This window comes from Novosphingobium humi, assembly GCF_028607105.1.
GTDB classification, from domain to species: domain Bacteria; phylum Pseudomonadota; class Alphaproteobacteria; order Sphingomonadales; family Sphingomonadaceae; genus Novosphingobium; species Novosphingobium humi.
Genome location: NZ_CP117417.1, coordinates 1,107,582 through 1,125,597, shown reverse-complemented (window position 1 = coordinate 1,125,597; position 18,016 = coordinate 1,107,582). Strand labels below are relative to the sequence as shown.

13 protein-coding genes and 2 pseudogenes are annotated in these 18,016 nt (G+C 63.9%); 5 read left to right on the top strand and 10 right to left on the bottom strand.

What is annotated here, in order from left to right:
* Nucleotides 1–17: 17 nt before the first annotated feature.
* From PQ457_RS05030 to PQ457_RS05010, 5 genes are all read left to right on the top strand, one after another.
* Nucleotides 18–695, top strand: coding sequence for a response regulator transcription factor (locus tag PQ457_RS05030; protein ID WP_273618667.1), 678 nt, complete (start codon nt 18–20; stop codon nt 693–695).
* A 2-nt stretch (nt 696–697) separates the two neighbouring features.
* Nucleotides 698–2,068, top strand: coding sequence for a sensor histidine kinase (locus tag PQ457_RS05025; protein WP_273618666.1), 1,371 nt, complete (start codon nt 698–700; stop codon nt 2,066–2,068).
* 1,028 nt (nt 2,069–3,096) lie between these two features.
* On the top strand, nt 3,097–6,288 hold the full coding sequence (locus tag PQ457_RS05020) for an efflux RND transporter permease subunit (protein ID WP_273618665.1): 3,192 nt from the start codon (nt 3,097–3,099) through the stop codon (nt 6,286–6,288).
* Nucleotides 6,281–7,438 (top strand): efflux RND transporter periplasmic adaptor subunit, encoded by a 1,158-nt coding sequence (locus PQ457_RS05015; protein ID WP_273618664.1) that lies wholly within the window; start codon nt 6,281–6,283, stop codon nt 7,436–7,438. Before PQ457_RS05020 ends, PQ457_RS05015 begins: the two co-directional genes overlap by 8 nt.
* Nucleotides 7,422–8,825, top strand: a complete 1,404-nt coding sequence (locus PQ457_RS05010) for an efflux transporter outer membrane subunit (protein ID WP_273618663.1) — start codon at nt 7,422–7,424, stop codon at nt 8,823–8,825. The genes PQ457_RS05015 and PQ457_RS05010 overlap by 17 nt, the downstream gene beginning before the upstream one ends.
* A gap of 3 nt (nt 8,826–8,828) precedes the next feature.
* Here the strand turns inward: PQ457_RS05010 and PQ457_RS05005 are convergent, their stop codons facing one another.
* From PQ457_RS05005 to PQ457_RS04965, 10 genes and pseudogenes are all read right to left on the bottom strand, one after another.
* Nucleotides 8,829–10,601, bottom strand: coding sequence for a methyl-accepting chemotaxis protein (locus PQ457_RS05005; protein WP_273618662.1), 1,773 nt, complete (start codon nt 10,599–10,601; stop codon nt 8,829–8,831).
* A gap of 10 nt (nt 10,602–10,611) precedes the next feature.
* On the bottom strand, nt 10,612–11,682 hold the full coding sequence (locus PQ457_RS05000) for a protein-glutamate methylesterase/protein-glutamine glutaminase (RefSeq protein ID WP_273618661.1): 1,071 nt from the start codon (nt 11,680–11,682) through the stop codon (nt 10,612–10,614).
* A gap of 3 nt (nt 11,683–11,685) precedes the next feature.
* Nucleotides 11,686–12,441 (bottom strand): CheR family methyltransferase, encoded by a 756-nt coding sequence (locus tag PQ457_RS04995; RefSeq protein WP_273619252.1) that lies wholly within the window; start codon nt 12,439–12,441, stop codon nt 11,686–11,688.
* Nucleotides 12,442–12,560: 119 nt separating this feature from the next.
* Nucleotides 12,561–13,058: a chemotaxis protein CheW gene (locus tag PQ457_RS04990; RefSeq protein WP_273618660.1), complete on the bottom strand. Its 498-nt coding sequence runs from the start codon at nt 13,056–13,058 to the stop codon at nt 12,561–12,563.
* Nucleotides 13,055–13,942: pseudogene (locus PQ457_RS22220) on the bottom strand (methyl-accepting chemotaxis protein); the annotation flags it as partial. The pseudogene PQ457_RS22220 and the gene PQ457_RS04990, both read right to left, overlap by 4 nt.
* A gap of 327 nt (nt 13,943–14,269) precedes the next feature.
* A pseudogene (locus tag PQ457_RS22215) lies at nt 14,270–14,683 on the bottom strand (MCP four helix bundle domain-containing protein); the annotation flags it as partial.
* 90 nt (nt 14,684–14,773) lie between these two features.
* On the bottom strand, nt 14,774–15,247 hold the full coding sequence (locus PQ457_RS04980) for a chemotaxis protein CheW (protein ID WP_273618658.1): 474 nt from the start codon (nt 15,245–15,247) through the stop codon (nt 14,774–14,776).
* The gene (locus tag PQ457_RS04975) at nt 15,244–17,220 is read right to left on the bottom strand and encodes a chemotaxis protein CheA (protein WP_273618657.1); all 1,977 of its coding nucleotides are present in this window, start codon (nt 17,218–17,220) and stop codon (nt 15,244–15,246) included. The genes PQ457_RS04980 and PQ457_RS04975 overlap by 4 nt, the downstream gene beginning before the upstream one ends.
* The gene (locus PQ457_RS04970; protein ID WP_168602471.1) at nt 17,217–17,585 is read right to left on the bottom strand and encodes a response regulator; all 369 of its coding nucleotides are present in this window, start codon (nt 17,583–17,585) and stop codon (nt 17,217–17,219) included. Before PQ457_RS04970 ends, PQ457_RS04975 begins: the two co-directional genes overlap by 4 nt.
* Nucleotides 17,582–17,890: an STAS domain-containing protein gene (locus tag PQ457_RS04965; protein ID WP_273618656.1), complete on the bottom strand. Its 309-nt coding sequence runs from the start codon at nt 17,888–17,890 to the stop codon at nt 17,582–17,584. Before PQ457_RS04965 ends, PQ457_RS04970 begins: the two co-directional genes overlap by 4 nt.
* Between the last annotated feature and the right edge of the window lie 126 nt (nt 17,891–18,016).

The following is an 18,016-nucleotide window of genomic DNA, read 5'->3' as shown; positions in this document are numbered from 1 at the left end:
GGCATTACGGGAGGGCCATGACCCAGACCATGGTGGTGGAAGATGATGCCGAAGTGGCGCAGGTGATCGCCGATCGCCTGCGGGCGCAGGGCTATGACGTCATCCACGCCACCACCGGGCGCGAGGCACTGGCCCATACGCACACCACCCGGTTTGACGCGATCACGCTGGACCGGATGCTGCCCGATATGGACGGCATGGCGCTGGTGGCGCGGCTGCGCGCCGAAGGGGTGACAACGCCGGTGCTGATGATTTCCTCGCTGGGCGATGTCGACCAACGCATCGCGGGGCTGCGGGCGGGGGGCGATGACTATATGGTCAAGCCCTTTGCCCCCGACGAGGTGGCGATGCGGGTCGAGGTGCTGCTGCGGCGCGGGCGCGACTATCCGGCCGAGGGGCGGATTGTGGTCGGCCCGCTGGAAATGGATCTTATCAAGCGCAAGGTCTGGCTGCATGGCGAACCGGTGGCCTTGCTGCAAAAGGAGTTCCGCCTGCTCGAACTTCTTGCCCGCCATCCGCGCCAGATCCTGAGCCGTCAGATGATCTTTGAACAGGTCTGGGGCTATTTCTTCGATCCGGCGGACAATCTCATCAATGTCCATATCGGCAAATTGCGGCGCAAGCTGGAACAGCCGGGCCATGCCCCCATCATCGAGACGGTGAAGGGCGAAGGCTATCGGCTGGTGGTGGGCTGATCTTGCCGATCACGCGCCCTTCCCTCCAGCGGCCTTCGCTGCGCTGGGCCGAACTGCGGCGGACATCGACCTTCCGCCTGATGCTGGCGCTGGGGGCGGTGTTTCTGGTGGCGGTGGCGCTGCTGCTGGGGGTGACCTATCGCTTGACCCAGCGCGAGCTGATCACCCGTTCCGACCTCATCCTCGCCTCGGAAACCGCGCGGCTGGGCGGCGCCACGGCCGATGAGCGCGCCGACAGGGTGCAGGACGCGATTGCCGCCAGCACGTCGGGCCTCAACTATTTCGTGCTGATCGACGCGCAGGGGCACAAGATTGCGGGCAATCTGGATTGGCAAGGCCCCCCGCCCACCGAAGTGATGAAGGAATGGCCCGCCGGAGCGCTGGCCCCCCGACCGCTGCTGACCATGACCAGCCGCCTGCCCGACGGGCAGAGCCTGATCGTGGCGCGCGACATCACGCCCGCTGTGGAATTTCGCGCCCGTATCCTTGCGCTTTCGCTGGCAACCGGGGCGGTGGTGGTGCTCTCGGCGGCGGTCGCGGCGGTGGCGCTGGGGCTTGGGCCGCTGCGCCGCATCGGGCAATTGCGCGCGGATGCCAAACGCATCTCGGCGGGCGAGTTTGCGCACCGGATGCCGGTATCGACGCGCGGCGACGAACTCGATCTGGTGGCCACCACGATGAACGGCATGGTCGAGGAAATTGAACGGCTGATGGAACAGGTGAAGGGCGCGACCGATGCCATCGCCCATGATCTGCGCAGCCCGCTGGCCCGGTTGCGGATGCGCCTGGCCATGATCAGCCCAAGGCCGGAAGGGGTCGATCAGGCGGTCGAGGATATTGACGCGCTGCTGGCCCGTTTCGACGCGCTCTTGCGCATTGCCGAGCTGGAGGCGGCCAATCGCCGCGCCGGTTTCGGCCCGCTCGACCCGATGATGCTGATGACGAGCGCGGCCGAACTCTACGAACCATTGGCCGAGGAGCGCGAGATCGAAATCGCGCTGAGCGGCAGCTATGGCCACCAGATCATCGGCGATGAAGCGCTGCTGGTCGAGGCGGTCGGCAATCTGCTGGACAATGCCATCAAATTCACGCCCCACGGCGGCCGAATCCACCTGTGCCTGATCCGGCGGGGCGAGGAACTGGCGATCGAACTGGCCGATAACGGGCCGGGCATCGCGCGATCCGAACGCGATGCGGTGCTGCGCCGTTTCTATCGCGGCGCGGCCAGCCGCCAGACGCCCGGCTCGGGCCTCGGCCTCAATCTGGTGGCCGCGATTGTCCATCTCCATGGTTTCGGGCTGGAACTGGACGACGCCGGACCGGGGCTGATCGTGCGCATCCGCGCGCCCGAATGGCGCAGCGGCGGGGTGTAGGCGGCGTTTTCAGGGGTTTGGCAGGATTGGGCCTCCGGCGGGCAAAGGGACTCGTCCCTTTGCAATCCCATTACTTTTTGCGTTGTGCTTTGGGTGCCACGTTGTGTCAGGTTGCGGGAATGGCGGTTAAACCGCTCGCGGGAAGGAAAGAGACGTTCCGGACACGGTGCTGTTGCTGACATTGTCCCATTCGATATGATGCGGTTATGTTGATCTTCAAACAAGCCCTAGCAATCATCGTCGTAATTACATTGTCAGGCTGTCCTGGGCACGATCAACCTGCGGCAAACAAAAGTCGCGCCGTTTCGTTGGGCACTTACACGCATGACCTATCATGTTGGGGGCCCATTAAAAATGGTCACGTTTCTCTCGCAAGCAAAGCAATCCTAACTTCAATTGGGCAAAAATATGTCGCGATCTTTCCGATTTCAAAAAATTGCCATCTGAAGAAATCAGGCAACACGTGGGCATTTATGAACGTGAGGATAGGTAGTTTCGTCAAAAATGCTAACACTGACCACATTATGAGAGGACGATCACTAGATCCGTGGCTCAACTTAGAAGCCTCGTATATAAATCAGACCTCGGTTGTTTATGATATAATGGCCACTTGCCGTGCTGAACATCCGAATGGGGAGCCAAGCTCTCTCGTATTTTGGGATTGTGAACTGTTCCGGGCTGAAGTGATACTACCTCTCACCGAGAAGTTTATCGATGCGATTTGACTGCATTTATCGCCCGAAAAATTATGTCCGCTCCCCCTAACTTTCCCGCCATCCCCCCCGCCGCGCAGCGCCTTTCAAAACCCGCCACCTCCCCCAACACACAACGCCGCCCCCCTCACGCCACGCCGACAATATCGGGATTGCAAAGGGCCCCCGCCCTTTGCCCGCCGGAGGCATCTACCCTTCCCTCCTCCCCCAACCCCCAACCTAAAATCCAATTCATTTGAATCCCGACCCGCATGGGACGAAACGTAGGATCGCAACCGGCGCATCCCCCAACCGCGTCGTCAAGATCGGGTATTCATGCTCCAACTCGTCAAAATCGCGCTTGGCAAACCATACACATTTGTGGTCATGGCCATTCTCATCGTGCTGGGCGGCTCCATCGCCTGGCTGCGTTCGCCCACCGATATTTTCCCCGATATCAAGATGCCTGTCATCGCGGCGGTATGGACCTATCGCGGTCTGCCGCCGGAGGACATGTCGGGTCGCGTCGTCTATTATTACGAGCGGCAATTGTCATCGACGGTCAATGATATCGACCATATCGAGAGTCAGTCGCTGGCCGGGATCGGCGTGGTCAAGATCTTCTTCCACCCCGGCGTGGACATCCGCACCGCCACCGCGCAGGTGACATCCATGTCGCAGACGGTGCTCAAGCAGATGCCGCCGGGCATCACGCCGCCGCTGATCCTGAACTACAACGCCTCGACCGTGCCGATCCTTCAGCTGGCGCTGTCCTCGCCCAGCCTTGGCGAACAGAAGATCTTTGACCTTGGCCAGAACGCCATTCGTCCGGCGCTGGCCCAGGTGCAGGGTTCGGCGGTGCCATCACCCTATGGCGGGCGCGAGCGCCAGATCCAGATCGACATTGATCCGGCCGCGCTTCAGGCCCATCATCTCTCGGCGGCCGACGTGGGCGCCGCACTGGCGGCGCAGAACCAGATCGTTCCGGCCGGCACCGCGCGCATCGGCACCTATGAATATAACGTCCATCTGAACAACAGCCCCTCGGCCATCGACGATCTGAACAAATTGCCGATCAAGACGGTCGCGGGCACGACGATCACCATTGGCGATGTCGCCTATGTTCACGACGGATCGCCTCCCCAGCGCAACGTGGTGCGCGTCGATGGACGCCGCGCGGTGCTGATGACGATTCTCAAGGCCGGTTCCGCCTCGACCATCGCCATTGTCGACGGGGTCAAGGAATTGCTGCCCACGCTCAAGGCCTCGCTGCCCGCGGATCTCAAGATTGCACCGCTGGCCGACCAGTCGCTGTTCGTGAAGGCCGCTGTTTCGGGCGTGGTGCGCGAAGGCGTGATCGCGGCTGTTCTGACCAGCCTGATGATCCTGCTCTTTCTGGGCTCATGGCGCTCGACGATCATCATCGCGGCCTCGATTCCATTGGCGGTTCTGGCCGCGGTCGCCGGTCTGGCAATCAGCGGTGAAACGCTCAACATCATGACGCTGGGCGGTCTGTCATTGGCCGTGGGCATTCTGGTCGATGACGCCACCGTCACCATCGAAAACATCAACTGGCATCTCGAACAGGGCAAGGCGGTCAAGGACGCGATCCTCGATGGCGCCCAGCAGATCGTCCAGCCCGCCTTTGTCAGCCTGCTTTGCATCTGCATCGCCTTTGTGCCGATGTTCTTCCTGCCGGGCGTGGCGGGCTTCCTCTTTGCGCCGATGGCCAAGGCGGTGGTCTTTGCCATGATCGCCTCCTTCGTCCTGAGCCGTACGCTGGTTCCCACCATGGGCAATTTCCTGCTGCGCGCCCATGCCCCCGAACATGTCGGCCAACAGATGGTCGAACATGACGCCACGGTGGGCCATCCCCATACCCACAACCCCCTGCGCCGTTTCCAGCATGGTTTCGAAGTCCGCTTCGAAAAGGTGCGCAACTGGTACGTGGGTGCGCTCACCCTTGCGCTGTCGCGGCGCAAGCAGGTCGTGGTAGGCTTTGCCGTGATCGTTGCGCTCTCGCTGATGCTGGTGCCTTTCCTTGGGCGCAATTTCTTCCCCTCGGTCGACACCGGGCAAATCGGCATCCACGTTCGCGCGCCTGTCGGCACGCGCATCGAGGAAACCGCCGCCGAATTTGACCGGATCGAGGCGCGCATCCGCGCCGACCTGCCCCAGGGCGAGATTGCCAGCATCACCGACAATATTGGCCTGCCGGTTTCGGGCATCAACCGCGCCTATTCGAACACCGGCGGCATCGGCCCGCAGGATGGCGACATCCTGATCTCGCTGAAGGAGGATCACAGGCCCACCAACGAACATCTGCGCAAGCTGCGCGCGGATCTGCCCACAATGTTTCCGGGCACGACTTTCTCGTTCCTCCCGGTCGATATTGTCAGCCAGATCCTGAACTTTGGCGCGCCGGCCCCCATCGACGTGATGGTCACCGGCCCCGATGCCAAGGCCAACGAAGCCTACGCCCGCCGACTGGCCGCGCGGATGGTCAGCCTTGGCGGGGTGGTCGATGTGCGCCTGCAACAGGCCTCGAACTATCCCCAGATCGGGGTAGACATCGACCGCGCCCAGGCCGACCGGCTGGGCATCACCGAAAATGACGTGACCCGTTCGCTTTCGGTGGGCCTCTCCGGCTCCAGCCAGATCGCGCCGACCTTCTGGCTCAACCCCAAGAACGGCGTTTCCTATCCCATCGTGGTTCAGGCTCCGCTCTGGCACACAGACAGCATCTCGGCGCTGCAAAACACCCCGGTCAGCGGCAATTCAGGTGCTTTCCAGACGCTGAGCGCGCTTGGCACGCTTAAGCGAGGCCCAAGCGCGGGCGTCATCAGCCACTATTCCGTCCAACCCGCCTTCGACATCTATGCCGCCACGCAAGGGCGCGATCTGGGGGCGGTCGCATCCGACATCCAGAAAGTGCTTGATGCCAGCAAGAGCGAACTGCCCAAGGGCTCGACCGTGACGCTGCGCGGGCAGGTGGAAACGATGAACACCGCCTTTGTCGGCCTGATTGCGGGCCTCGCCGGGGCCATCGTGCTGATCTATCTGCTGATTGTGGTGAACTTTCAAAGCTGGTCCGATCCGGCAGCCATCGTCTCGGCGCTGCCTGCGGCTTTGGCGGGCATCGCCTGGATGCTCTTTGCCTGCCACACCACACTCTCGGTGCCTGCCCTTACCGGCGCGATCCTGTGCATGGGCGTGGCCACGGCCAACTCGGTGCTGGTGGTCAGCTTTGCCCGCGAAAGGCTGGCGGCCTGCGGCGATGCGCTTCAGGCCGCGCTTGAGGCCGGTTCAACCCGTTTCCGTCCCGTTCTGATGACGGCGCTGGCGATGATCATCGGCATGGGTCCGATGGCGCTGGGCATGGGCGAAGGGGGCGAACAGAACGCCCCGCTTGGCCGGGCCGTCATCGGCGGTCTCGTCTTTGCCACCATGGCCACGCTGGTTTTCGTGCCCGTGGTGTTCAGCCTGATCCATCGCGGCGATCAGAAGGAGCTTTCCGAAAATGACTGATATTTCTTCCACGCAGGCCACCCCTCCCCCCCCCAGGGGCCTGCGGTCGGCGGGCATCGCGGCAGGCTTCGTCGCGATTGCCGTGGTGCTCGCCGGCACCTGGTCGCGCATGCATGACAATGATGTGGCGAACAAATGGGCCAATGACCAAAGCACGCCCACGGTTCACCTGGTCACCCCCAAGCCCACCGGCGCCAGTGACGAACTGGTCCAGCCCGGCACGATCGAGGCATGGACATCGGCGCGCCTGTTCGCCCGCGTGCCCGGCTATGTGCGCGCATGGTATGCCGATATCGGCGCGAATGTGGCCGCCGGTGCGCCCTTGGGCGCCATCGACACGCCAGAGCTCGACCAGCAGATCATTCAGGCCCGCGCCACGCTTGTCCGCGTCAAGGCCGAGGCCACGCTGGCCCGCACCACGGCGGCGCGCTGGACCGACCTGCTAAAGAGCCATTCGGTTTCACAGCAGGAAACCGATGAAAAGAACGCCAATGCCGCCACCCATGTCGCCGCCGTGGCCGAGGCGCAGGCCAATCTGGGCCGTTTGCTGGCCATGAAGGCCTATGCCACGATCCGCGCGCCGTTTGCCGGAACGGTGACGCTGCGCAATGCCGACATTGGCGATCTGGTGGGGCCGGGATCGACCAATCAGAGCCCGATGTTCGCCATGGCCGACGGCCATCGCCTGCGCGTCTATGTCAGCGTGCCGCAGCAATATGCGCCGCTGATGCATGCGGGCCTGTCGGCGCGGTTGACGGCACCTGCATGGCCGGGGCGCAATTTCGAGGCAAAGCTGGTCGATCAATCGGGCGCGATCAATCCGCAGACCGGCGCGCTTCAGGTGCAGTTGGTGATGGACAATAGCGATGGCGCGCTGCGCCCCGGCGGTTTTGCGCAGGTCCATTTCGATGTGCCGGTCCCGGCCGGTCGCCTCAATGTTCCCTCGAGCGCGCTGATCCTGCGCAGCGGCGGGGTCAAGGTGGCAACGGTCGATGCCGCGGGCAAGGTCCATTTCGCCAATGTCACCATCGCGCAGGACCAGGGCAATTCGGTCGAAATCAGCTCTGGCCTGAAGCCGGGTGAAAAGGTGATCGACAGCCCGCCCGACTCGCTGCAGGAAGGGGAAACGGTGCATGTCGCGCATGGATAAACGCTGGATCGGCCTGCTGCCCCTGATCGCGGCGGCATGCAGCCAGGCCCCCGCCTATCGCCCGCCCACGGCGCCCCTGCCCGCCCAATTTTCCGACGCCGACAAGGTCTGGGGCGAGGCGGCCCCCGCCGCGCCGCAGGTGGACAAGACGTGGTGGCGCGCGCTGGGCGATCCGGCGCTGGACGCGATGGAGGACCGGCTCGAAAAGGACAATCCCAGCCTTGCCGCCATCCTTGCCAAGCATCGTCTGGCCATGGCCGCGCTGCGCCAGAGCAAGGCGGCCACGATGCCCGATGTGGAATCGGGCGGCGCGCTCACCCGTGACCGGCAATCGGACAACCGCCCCCTGCGCAGCGCAAGCCAACCGGCCTATTACGAAGCCGATACGGTGGGCGCGGGCGTCAGCTATGAGCTGGACCTGTGGGGCCGGGTGCGCGATTCGGTAAAGGCCGCGCGCGCCAATGCGCAGGCCAGCGCCGATGATGTCGCCGCGGTGCGCCTCGCGCTTCAGGCCGATCTGGCCAGCACATGGGCGGCGATGCGCGGGGCGGATCTGGAAATCGCGATCCTGTCGGATGCGGTGGCGGCCTATCGCCGCGCCGATGATGTGACCCACCACCGCTATGACGGCGGCATCGCCAATGGCATCGATGTAGGCCGCGCCGACGCGCAATTGGCCGATGCGCAAGCGCAATTGGCGCAGGTCCGCGTGCAGCGCGCCGTGCTGGCCCATGCGGTTGCCACATTGGCGGGCATTCCGGCGGGCGAAGCAAAGATAGACGCGCTTGATCATCCGCTTTCGGTGATTGCCGCACCTGCTGTCCTGCCTGCGGCCCTGCTGCAAAGGCGGCCCGACATCGCGGCGGCCGAAAGGCGGATGTATGCCGCCAATCGCGCCATCGGCGTGGCGCGCGCGGCGCGTTTTCCGCAGATCTCGCTGGGCGGCAACGGCGGTTTCCAGAGCATGGCGGTGTCCAGCCTGATTTCCGCGCCCAATGCCTTCTGGGCACTGGGGCCGCAATTCTCGCTGCCGATCTTTGACGGCGGGCGGATCAAGGCACGCATCGAAGCGGCCCACGCCGATTGGGATGCGGCCGCCGCCAATTATCGCGGCAGCGTGCTTACGGCCATGCGCGAGGTCGAGGACGGGCTGACATCCATGGACCAGTTGCAGCAGGAAGGCGCCGCGCAAAACCGGGCCGCCGATGCGGCGGGCAAGGCGGCCAAACTGTCCTATGAACTCTATATCAAGGGCGCAAACACGCTGCTTGACGTGGTGACGGCCGAGACCGCCGAACTGGCCGCCCGCCGCCGCGCCGCGCAGGTCGCCACCCAAAGGGTGCAGACCAGCATCACGCTGGTCCGCGCGTTGGGGGGTGCGGCCTAAGGTCTAGAACAGAGCGTCATCGAACAGGGCGTCATCATCATCCGGCGGCGGATTGATGGCGCCCGAAACCTCGGCATGGCCCGTTGAAGCCCCCGTCAACGGCGCCATGCCGGGCAAGAGATGCCGGTCATGCACCCGGCGCTCGCTGCTCATCGTATAGCGGCGGGCCAGGTCTTCCATCAGCAAGGCGGCCGGATGCGGCGATGCGGCATCCGGGTCGGCCTGATCCACCCCGGCCAGCACGGTGAAACTGTCGGTCATGGCGCGCAGGCTTTCGGACAATTCGCCGCAGATCGACAATTCGTCGCAGGCCACATCAATCATGCCCGCGATGCCCTGCGCGCGCTGGTCCACTTCGGCCATCGCCTCCTCGCTCTGGCCCGCGCCCTGCTGGATGATCGAAAGGGCATTGGCCAGCATCGTGTCCACGCCCGATTGCGCGCCCGCCTCATGCCCGATTTCAAATGCCTCGCTCTGAACGCCCAGATCGTCGGCCACCTGGGCAATGCCCAGGATCAGCTCGGCCAGTTGCTGGGAACAGATGCGGATTTCATCGGCGATCACGGCCACGGGCCGCCCGATCTGGGCATCGCGGCGGGCGCGGATGTTCACATTGATCGCCATATAATCGACATCGAAACGCAGGCTCTCGATCGTCTGCACCCGCTGGCGCAGGGCGTGGACCACCTGCACCACGACATCGGCGATCTCGACGGCCTTTTCATTGGCGCGCTGCAACTGGCTGGTCATGCCATGGGCGCCCGCGATGCAATCGCCCAGATCGCGCAGGAAATGGCCGCTTTGCTGCATCATCCCATCGCGGTGGCCATGGTTGAGCAATTCGGCGCAATCCGGCCCCAGCGCCCCCAGCGCGTCGAGCAGATCGCCGGTCTGGGCGATGAAATCGCGCGCCAGATCGGCCAGTTGATCGCCATAGAGACGCAGCATATGGCCGCGCGTCCCGTCCTTGTCCGCCGCATCGGGATCGGCCAGCGCCTGTTCCAGCGCGCGGCAACCGTCCAGCACATGCTCAAGCCTCTGGCGGGTGATATCGCCGATCTGCATCGCGCCCAGTGCATCGCCCACCCGGCCCTGCAGCCGCAGGATGATGTCGCGCGAAAAGGCCGCCACCTGCGCCAGCCACATCTGGCGCGAGCGCAATTGATCGACCTCCTGCACCAATCGGTCGGGCACCTGCGGGATCACGCGGGCGCATTCGCGCGCCAGCACATCGTCCACCCGGCGCATATCGGCCAGACTGGATTGCATCAGCTTGATCTGGTTGTTGAACGCCTCGACCTCGCGGCTGCCCGATTTCAGCTTCACGCTCATATCATTGGCGAATTCGACAAATTCATCGGCGCCCGCCGCCGCGATCTTCAGATTGACCGTGTAGAATTCCAGCACGGTCAATATGCGCGCGATTTCGGCCGAATGGGTGCTCAACTGCTGCATCACGGCGGCCAGAGCGGCGACCTGACGCGATCTTTCGGTCTGGCGCGCGGGGGCCTCGCGCAACTGGCGCGCGGCGCAGAGCAGCGCCTCGGCGGCCTCGCTGTCCTCGCCCGAATCCTCGCCCAGCACGCGGCTCATCGTGTCGAGGCCCGACAGGACCGCCCCCATCGCCTCGACCAGCCGGGCCAGCGTTTCGCCCGCCGGGATAAACCGGGAATCAAGGCTGGCGACAATATCGGCCATGCCCGACTGCGCATCGGCGGTCTGGCCAGAGGCCGGGGCGGGATTGTTCTCAACCAGCGTGAAGCGGGCGTGTTTCATGGGAATACCTTCACTTTGCCGCCGCGTGGAGCAATTCGCGCGCCACATTGCCAAGCGGCACGATACGATCGACCGCGCCGCGCGCGATCGCTTCCTTGGGCATGCCAAAGACCACGCTGGTCGCCTCGTCCTGGGCGATGGTGCGTGCGCCGGCCTGCTTCATTTCCAGCATCCCCTGCGCCCCGTCATCGCCCATGCCGGTCAGGATCACGCCCACCGCATTGCCCCCCGCCGATTGCGCGGCCGAACGGAACAGCACATCGACCGATGGCCGATGGCGCGAGACCAGCGGCCCGTCGCGCACGCTGACGGTATAGCGTGCGCCCTGCCGCGTCAGCAGCGTGTGGCGCCCGCCCGGCGCGATCAGGACATGGCCGCGCATCACCGTGTCGCCATCCTCGGCTTCCTTCACATCCACCTCGCACAGATCGTTGAGGCGCTGGGCAAAGGAGCGGGTGAAATGCTCGGGCATATGCTGGACGATGACGATGCCGGGCGCATTGGCGGGCAAGGCCTCCAGCACCTCGCGCAGCGCCTCTGTGCCCCCGGTCGAGGCGCCGATACAGACGATCTGTTCGGTGGTCCGGCTCATCGCGCGCGATCCGGGCGGAGGCAGCACGGCATCGGCCGTCAGCTTTTTCTGGGGGACGACCGGCTTGCGTTCGGTGCGCGCGCGCACGCGGGCGCGGGCCGCGCCCTTGACCACGTCGCAGATCCGCTGATGCTGTTCGGCCAGAAAATCGGCCACGCCGGCCTGAGGCTTGAGGATCACATCCACCGCGCCAGCCTCCAGCGCCTGAAGCAGCGTTTCGGACCCGCTCTCGGTCAGCGAGGAGCACATCACCACCGGCAACGGGCATTGGCTCATCAGTTTGCGCAGGAAGGTGATGCCGTCCATGCACGGCATTTCGACGTCCAGCGTCACCACATCGGGCAATTCTTCCTTGATATAGCGCGCCGCGACAAAAGGGTCGCTGGCGGCCGCAATCACCTCGATCTGGGGGTCGGCCGACAGGATGCGCGTCATCATCTGGCGCACGCTGGCCGAATCGTCCACGATCAGCACCCGGATCTTGGCCATCGCCTATCCCTTCTTTCTGAACACCGTGTTGGCCACGGTGATGAGCGGCAGATCGAGCCCGTGGATCGATTCCGAATGGCCAAGGATCAGATGGCCTCCGGGGCGCAGATTGTCGCACAGCCGCGCGATCACCTTGGCCTGAACATCGCGTTCGAAATAGATCAGGACGTTGCGACAAAAGATGACATCCATCGGCTCGCCCACCGGATAGTGGCTGTCCATCAGGTTGAGCCGGGCAAAACCCACCTTTCGGCGCAATTCTGGAACGATGCGGCCCTCCTTGCGCTGAGGATCACGGGCATTCACCACATAGCGCGCGCGCATGGCCGCAGGCACCGGCGAGAGCGCGACATGCGGATAGATCCCGCGCCGCGCCTCGGCCAGGACATGGGTGTCAATGTCGGTGGCCAGAATGAAATAATCCATATCGCGTTGTTCGGCCACGAAGTCGGCCAGCATCATGGCCAGCGTATAGGCCTCCATGCCGGTGGATGCGGCCGCGCTCCAGCAACGGATGCGACGGCACCGCTGCTCGCGCAGTTCGGGGAGGATATGTTGGGCCAGATAGTCGAAATGGCCCGGTTCGCGGAAGAAATCGGTCTTGTTGGTGGTAATGGCATTGATGAAATCATCGACGGCCTCGTCGCTGGCATAGCCGGACAGGATATGCTCGCAATAATCGTCCATGCTTTCAAACCCGCCCTCGCGCACGCGCCTGACCAGACGGCCCTCGATCATCTGGGCCTTGGTGGCGGGCATTTTGATGCCGGTTTCGGCCTGGATATAGGCGGCCACGCGGCGAAACTGGCGCTCGCCGATTGCGGTCTTGGCCACTTCGACGCCAAAGCCCTTGATCGCCTTTCGGTCGGGATGGCCGCTCAAGGCAACTGTTCCCGGGTTTCGTCCGAGGACATGCCGATCATCGCCGCGTCCTGACTGGTCAGCACCTTGGCAATGTCGATCAGCACGACAAAGCCGCCGTCCTGACGGATCACCCCGGTGATATAGTCCGAACGCCAGCGGATGCCGATATCGGGCGCCTTTTCAATGCTTTCCCGCGCAAAAGCGCTGACCACCAGCGCCCGGTCGATCACCAACCCCAGCAGGATGATCTCGCCATCGCGCATGACCTCAAGGATCAGGATGCGCGTCAAAGGCGTCGGCTCGGCGCGCGGCAGGCCGAGGCGCAGGCGCAGGTCAATGGTCGGCACCCCAACCCCGCGCACATCAATCATCCCCAGAAAATGCTCGGGCGCACCAGGCAGGCGGAACGTTTCCTGATAATCGAGGATCTCGCGCACCTGTTCGACCGGCACGGCAAAGACCTCGGCGCCGATGCTGAAGGTGACCGCCTGCACAGGCCCCTGCGCGTTCATGCCACGCGCTCGAAATCGAGGTCGTCGCTGTCCGGCCCGCCCTGATCCATGTCCAGCGCAAAGCCGCGCAGCCGCTCCTGCTGATGGGCCAGCGAATGGGGGCGCGGCGCGGGTTTGGCCGGACGCGCCGCCGCCCTGCGCAGGGGCGCGGCGGGTTTGGCGCGGACGGGCGCAAGGCGCGCCTGATCGCCGGTGCGGAAATAGGCCACGCTGGCCTGCAATTCCTCGGCCTGCGAGGCCAGCTCCTCGGCTGTGGCCGAAATTTCCTCGGAGGAACCGGCGTTCTGCTGGGTCACCTTGTCGAGCTGCTGGATCGCGGTGTTGATCTGGGCCGAGCCGATATCCTGTTCGCGGCAGGCCGCGCTGATTTCGGCCACCAGTTCGGCGGTGCGGCGGATATCGGGCACCAGACGGGTCAGCATCTCGCCCGCGTCGGCCGCCGCCTTGACCGTGTCGGCCGAAAGCGTGCTGATCTCGCTGGCCGCTTCCTGGCTGCGTTCGGCCAGTTTGCGCACTTCGGAGGCCACGACCGCAAAGCCGCGCCCATGTTCGCCCGCGCGCGCCGCCTCAACTGCGGCGTTGAGAGCCAGAAGATCGGTCTGGCGGGCGATTTCCTGCACAATGGAAATCTTGGCCGCGATGGTCTGCATCGCCACCACCGCCTTGCTGACCGCCTCGCCGCTGGCTTCGGCATCCTTGGCCGACTGGCGGGCGATCTTTTCGGTCTGGGCCGAATTGTCGGCGTTCTGCTTGATGTTGCCCGCCATTTCCTCGATCGAACTGGAGGCTTCCTCGGTGCTGGCGGCCTGTTCGGTGGCGCCTTGCGAGAGGGTTTCGGCGCCCGCCGACATCTGCTGGGCGCCTGCGGCGACATTGTCGGCCGCGCTGGACACACCGCCCATCACCTGCGCCAGTTTCGCCACCATATCGCGCGCGCTGGCCAGAAGGCTGGATGTATCGCCTTCTCTGGTCACCACGCGCACCGTCAGGTCGCCCTCGGCAATCTGGCTGATGACTTCACGGGCATAATCGGGCTCGCCGCCCAACTGCTTCATCACGCTGCGGATCACCGCCACCGCCGCAGCAACGCCCACCAGCAGCGCCAGAGCCATGATGCCCAAAAACAGCATACGCGCATTGGCATAGGTGTCCGCCGCAGTCCGCGCGGTTGCCGCCCCGCCATCGACATTGATTTTGACCAGCGTTTTCAGATCGGCCGAAAAGTCGTCGTAAAGCGGCTTGGATGAAAAGAGAATGCGATGGGCCTCATCATTTTCATTCTTGCGGGAATGCGTTATGATCTCGTTGTGGATAACAAGATACTGCTCATACTTGCGTGAAAACCGATCATAGACCGCTTTTTCTTCAGGCGACGAAATCAACGCGGCATATTTCCCGCGCGTGTCGGTAATCGATTTGAGCAACCGGTCAATATCGGCTTCAACTTCGGTCATCTTGGCCGGATCGGTATTGGCCACATGGGTCAATTCATTCACGCGAAGATCCGATGTGGCGGTGTCGATCGTGTGGATCAGATCAATGCTGGGCATCCAGTTGCTGTTGATCTCGAGCGCCTGGTCGTTGATCTTTCCCATGCTCATGATGCCCACAATGCCAAGCGTCATGGAAAGCAGCAAAACGGCAGAAAATGCAGCCGCCAGTTTGGTTCGCAACGTCAGTTTCATTGGGCATTCCTCGTGGAATTGGGGCGACCATCAGTTCAGATTGTGCAGCCTTGCAGCCGTGGCCAGACTTTCGGCAAAGATCAGTTCCAGATCGGGCAGGATGACGAATTGCCCCTGCGGGCGGGCAATGGCGCGGATGAAGTCGGCCCGCCAGCGCATGCCGACCGGGGGCGCTTCCTCGACGGCCACGCCCTCCATCGCGGCCACATCCAGCACCTTGTCCGCCACCAGACCGATGGTGGTGGGTTCGCCCTCCACCTCGGCCTCGATGACGATGACGCGCGTGTCCTCGCCGTGATCGGCACGGGCCATGCCAAAGGCCACGGCCAGATCGGTCAAGGGCACAATCGCCCCGCGCACATTGATCAGCCCGCTGGCGAAATCGGGCGCGCCGGGCACGCGGGTGATCGTGGGCACCTCAAGGATCTCGCGCACCGCCTGAGCGTCGATGGCAAAGATTTCGCCGTCCAGTGCAAAGGTCAAAACGCGTTCGGGAATGTTCATGCCACTTCCCCCGCTCTCTCGCCCAGCAGGCGTTGGTTCTTTTGCGCCGCCACGATCAGATTGCCCACATCAAGGATCAGCGCGACATTGCCGTCGCCAAGGATCGTGGCGCCTGAAAAGCTGCCTTGCCCCGCGTGGAAGCGCGACAGGGACTTGATGACGGTCTGGGTGTTGCCGATGATCTGATCGACGACGAGGCCGACCCGGCCGCGCCCCTGCCCCACGATCACCACCTTTTGGAACAGGTCCGCCGGATAATCGGTGCCGAATGTGTCACGCAGGCGCAGATAGGGCACCAGTTCGCCGCGCACATCGAGGAAATTGCGCCGCGCGGTCGAAGTGACCTCGGCGGCGGGCAATTCGATGCATTCCTCCACCACGGACAGGGGTATCGCGTAACGCCCCTCGCCCACGCGGACCAGCATGCATTCGATGATGGCCAGCGTCAGGGGCAGATGCAGCGTCATGGTCGTGCCCATGCCGGGCGTGCTGGCGATGTCGATCGTGCCGCGCAGGGATTCGATGCTGCGCTTGACCACATCCATCCCCACGCCCCGGCCCGACAGGTTGGTGATCGCCGCCGCCGTGGAAAATCCGGGATGAAAGATCATCTGGAACAATTCTCCATCGCCAAGCACAGCGCCCGGCTGGATCAGCCCCTGCGCCTCGGCCTTGGCCCGCACGCGCTCGCGGTCGATGCCGCGCCCATCGTCGGTGATGGCGATCAACACCTCGCCCCCCGCCTGCCGCGCCGAAAGGGTCAGGCGGCCTGTCACCGGCTTGCCCGCCGCCACGCGGTCGTCAGCGGTTTCCAGCCCATGATCGCAGGAATTGCGGATCAGATGGATCATCGGATCGGCCAGACGCTCGATCACGGTCTTGTCCACCTCGGTCGCCTCGCCATGCGTGACCAGTTCGATGGTCTTGCCCGTCTCGCGCGCCAGATCGTGGACAAGGCGGCGGAAACGGCCGAACAGATTGCCCACCGGCATCATCCGCATCGCCATCGTCGTATCGCGCAATTCGGCCGACAGGCGCTCGATATCCTCCGACACCGCGCGCAGCGTCAGTTCATTGACCGGGCCGACGCTGGCGGCCAATTGCGCCAGGCGGCTCTGGGCGATCACCAGTTCGCCCACGCGGTTCATCAGTTCATCCAGCCGCTCGGCGGCCACGCGCACGCTTTCCTGCACTGGCGCTGCGGCCTTGGCCACCGGCTGGGGCGCGCTGACCACGGTGGCGACGGGCAGAACCTCGACCGGTTCGTCGCTTTCGGGCTCCTCGACCAGCGGCGTGATCGCCAGATCCATATCGTCGATGACAAAGATGAAGACATCCTCGATGTCCTCACAGGTCACATCGCCCTCGATCACGATGTCCCAGTGGATGTAGCATTCGGTGGGCACCAGAGAGGCCAGAGGCGGCAGTTCATCAAGGCGCGGCGTGATCCGGCAATCGCCAAGTTCACGCAATTCATCGAGCAAGGGCAAGGGATTGGTGCCGTTGACCATCGCGCCGGGGGGCAGCTTGAAGGAGATGTGCCAGCCCTTGCGCTCGGCCTGAACGGGTCGGAGAACGGCCACGCCCTCGCTGTTGGCCACCGCCTTTTCCAGCGCCGAAAGGATCGCCTCGCCCGCCACCTCCAGCATGGGGTCGCCCTGCGTGCCAACATCGATCAGCGCCTGCATATGATCGCGCGCCGAAAGGACAACCCCGATCAGCGCCTGCGAGGCCTCGGCATGGCCCTTGCGCACGCGGTCAAAGGCGGTTTCGCAATGGTGGGTAAAGCGGGCCAGCGCCTCAAAGCCGAACATCGCGCCCGAGCCTTTAAGGGTGTGGAGGCCGCGAAACACCTCGTCGACCAGCCCGGTGTTGGTCGAATCCCCGGCCAAATCGAGCAGCGCCGCCTCGACAGAATCGAGCAGTTCTGCTGCCTCCACCCGAAAGGCGGCTACCGGATCATCCTCGCTCATCGGCCAAGAACCTTGCGGGCGATCTTGACCAGTTGATCGGCGTTAAACGGTTTGACCAGCCAGCCCGTCGCGCCTGCCGCCTTGGCCTGTCCCTTGACGCCATCATCGCTTTCCGTGGTCAGAAAGATGATCGGCACACCGGTCTGCTTGCCGCTCTTGCGGATTTCGCGGATCATGGTCAGCCCGTCCATGCGCGGCATGTTCAGGTCGGTGATGATCATGTCGAAACGCTGGGCGCCTGCCTTGGTCAATCCTTCCATGCCGTCGCCCGCCTCGGTGACGGTATAGCCCGCCCCCGTCAGCGCGATGCGCACCGCCATGCGCAGGCTGGAGGAATCATCAACGGTAAGAATGGACGCGCTCATGCGGGGATAACTCCGTGGAACCAGAAATCGATATCGGCATGGGTCTGGGGATAGAGGCCCGTGCGGGCCAGCAGCGAGATCAGCACCGGATTGGCAGGCGCGGTCAGGCGAAACTGGCGATGGTTGGCCTCGGCCTCGGCGCGGGCGGCAAGGATCAGTTGCACCACGCCCAGATCACCCTGTTCCAGGCGGTCCACGTCCAGATCGACATCCTGTCCGCCCATAAAGGCCTCGCACAGCGCCTCATGCGCCGCGCCAATTGTCTGCAACGTCACATCCTGTGCCAGCTTTACCAAAATCGCCATCGTCAAGCCCGCCCTGCCAAGGGTCAACCAGAATGCCCTTGCGTCAGGTTGGTTTATCAAAAGCGTGTAGATGGTTGCTTTGGGAGGGACTGCGTAGAGTCACGCAGTCGGGGGGAAATCATAAGG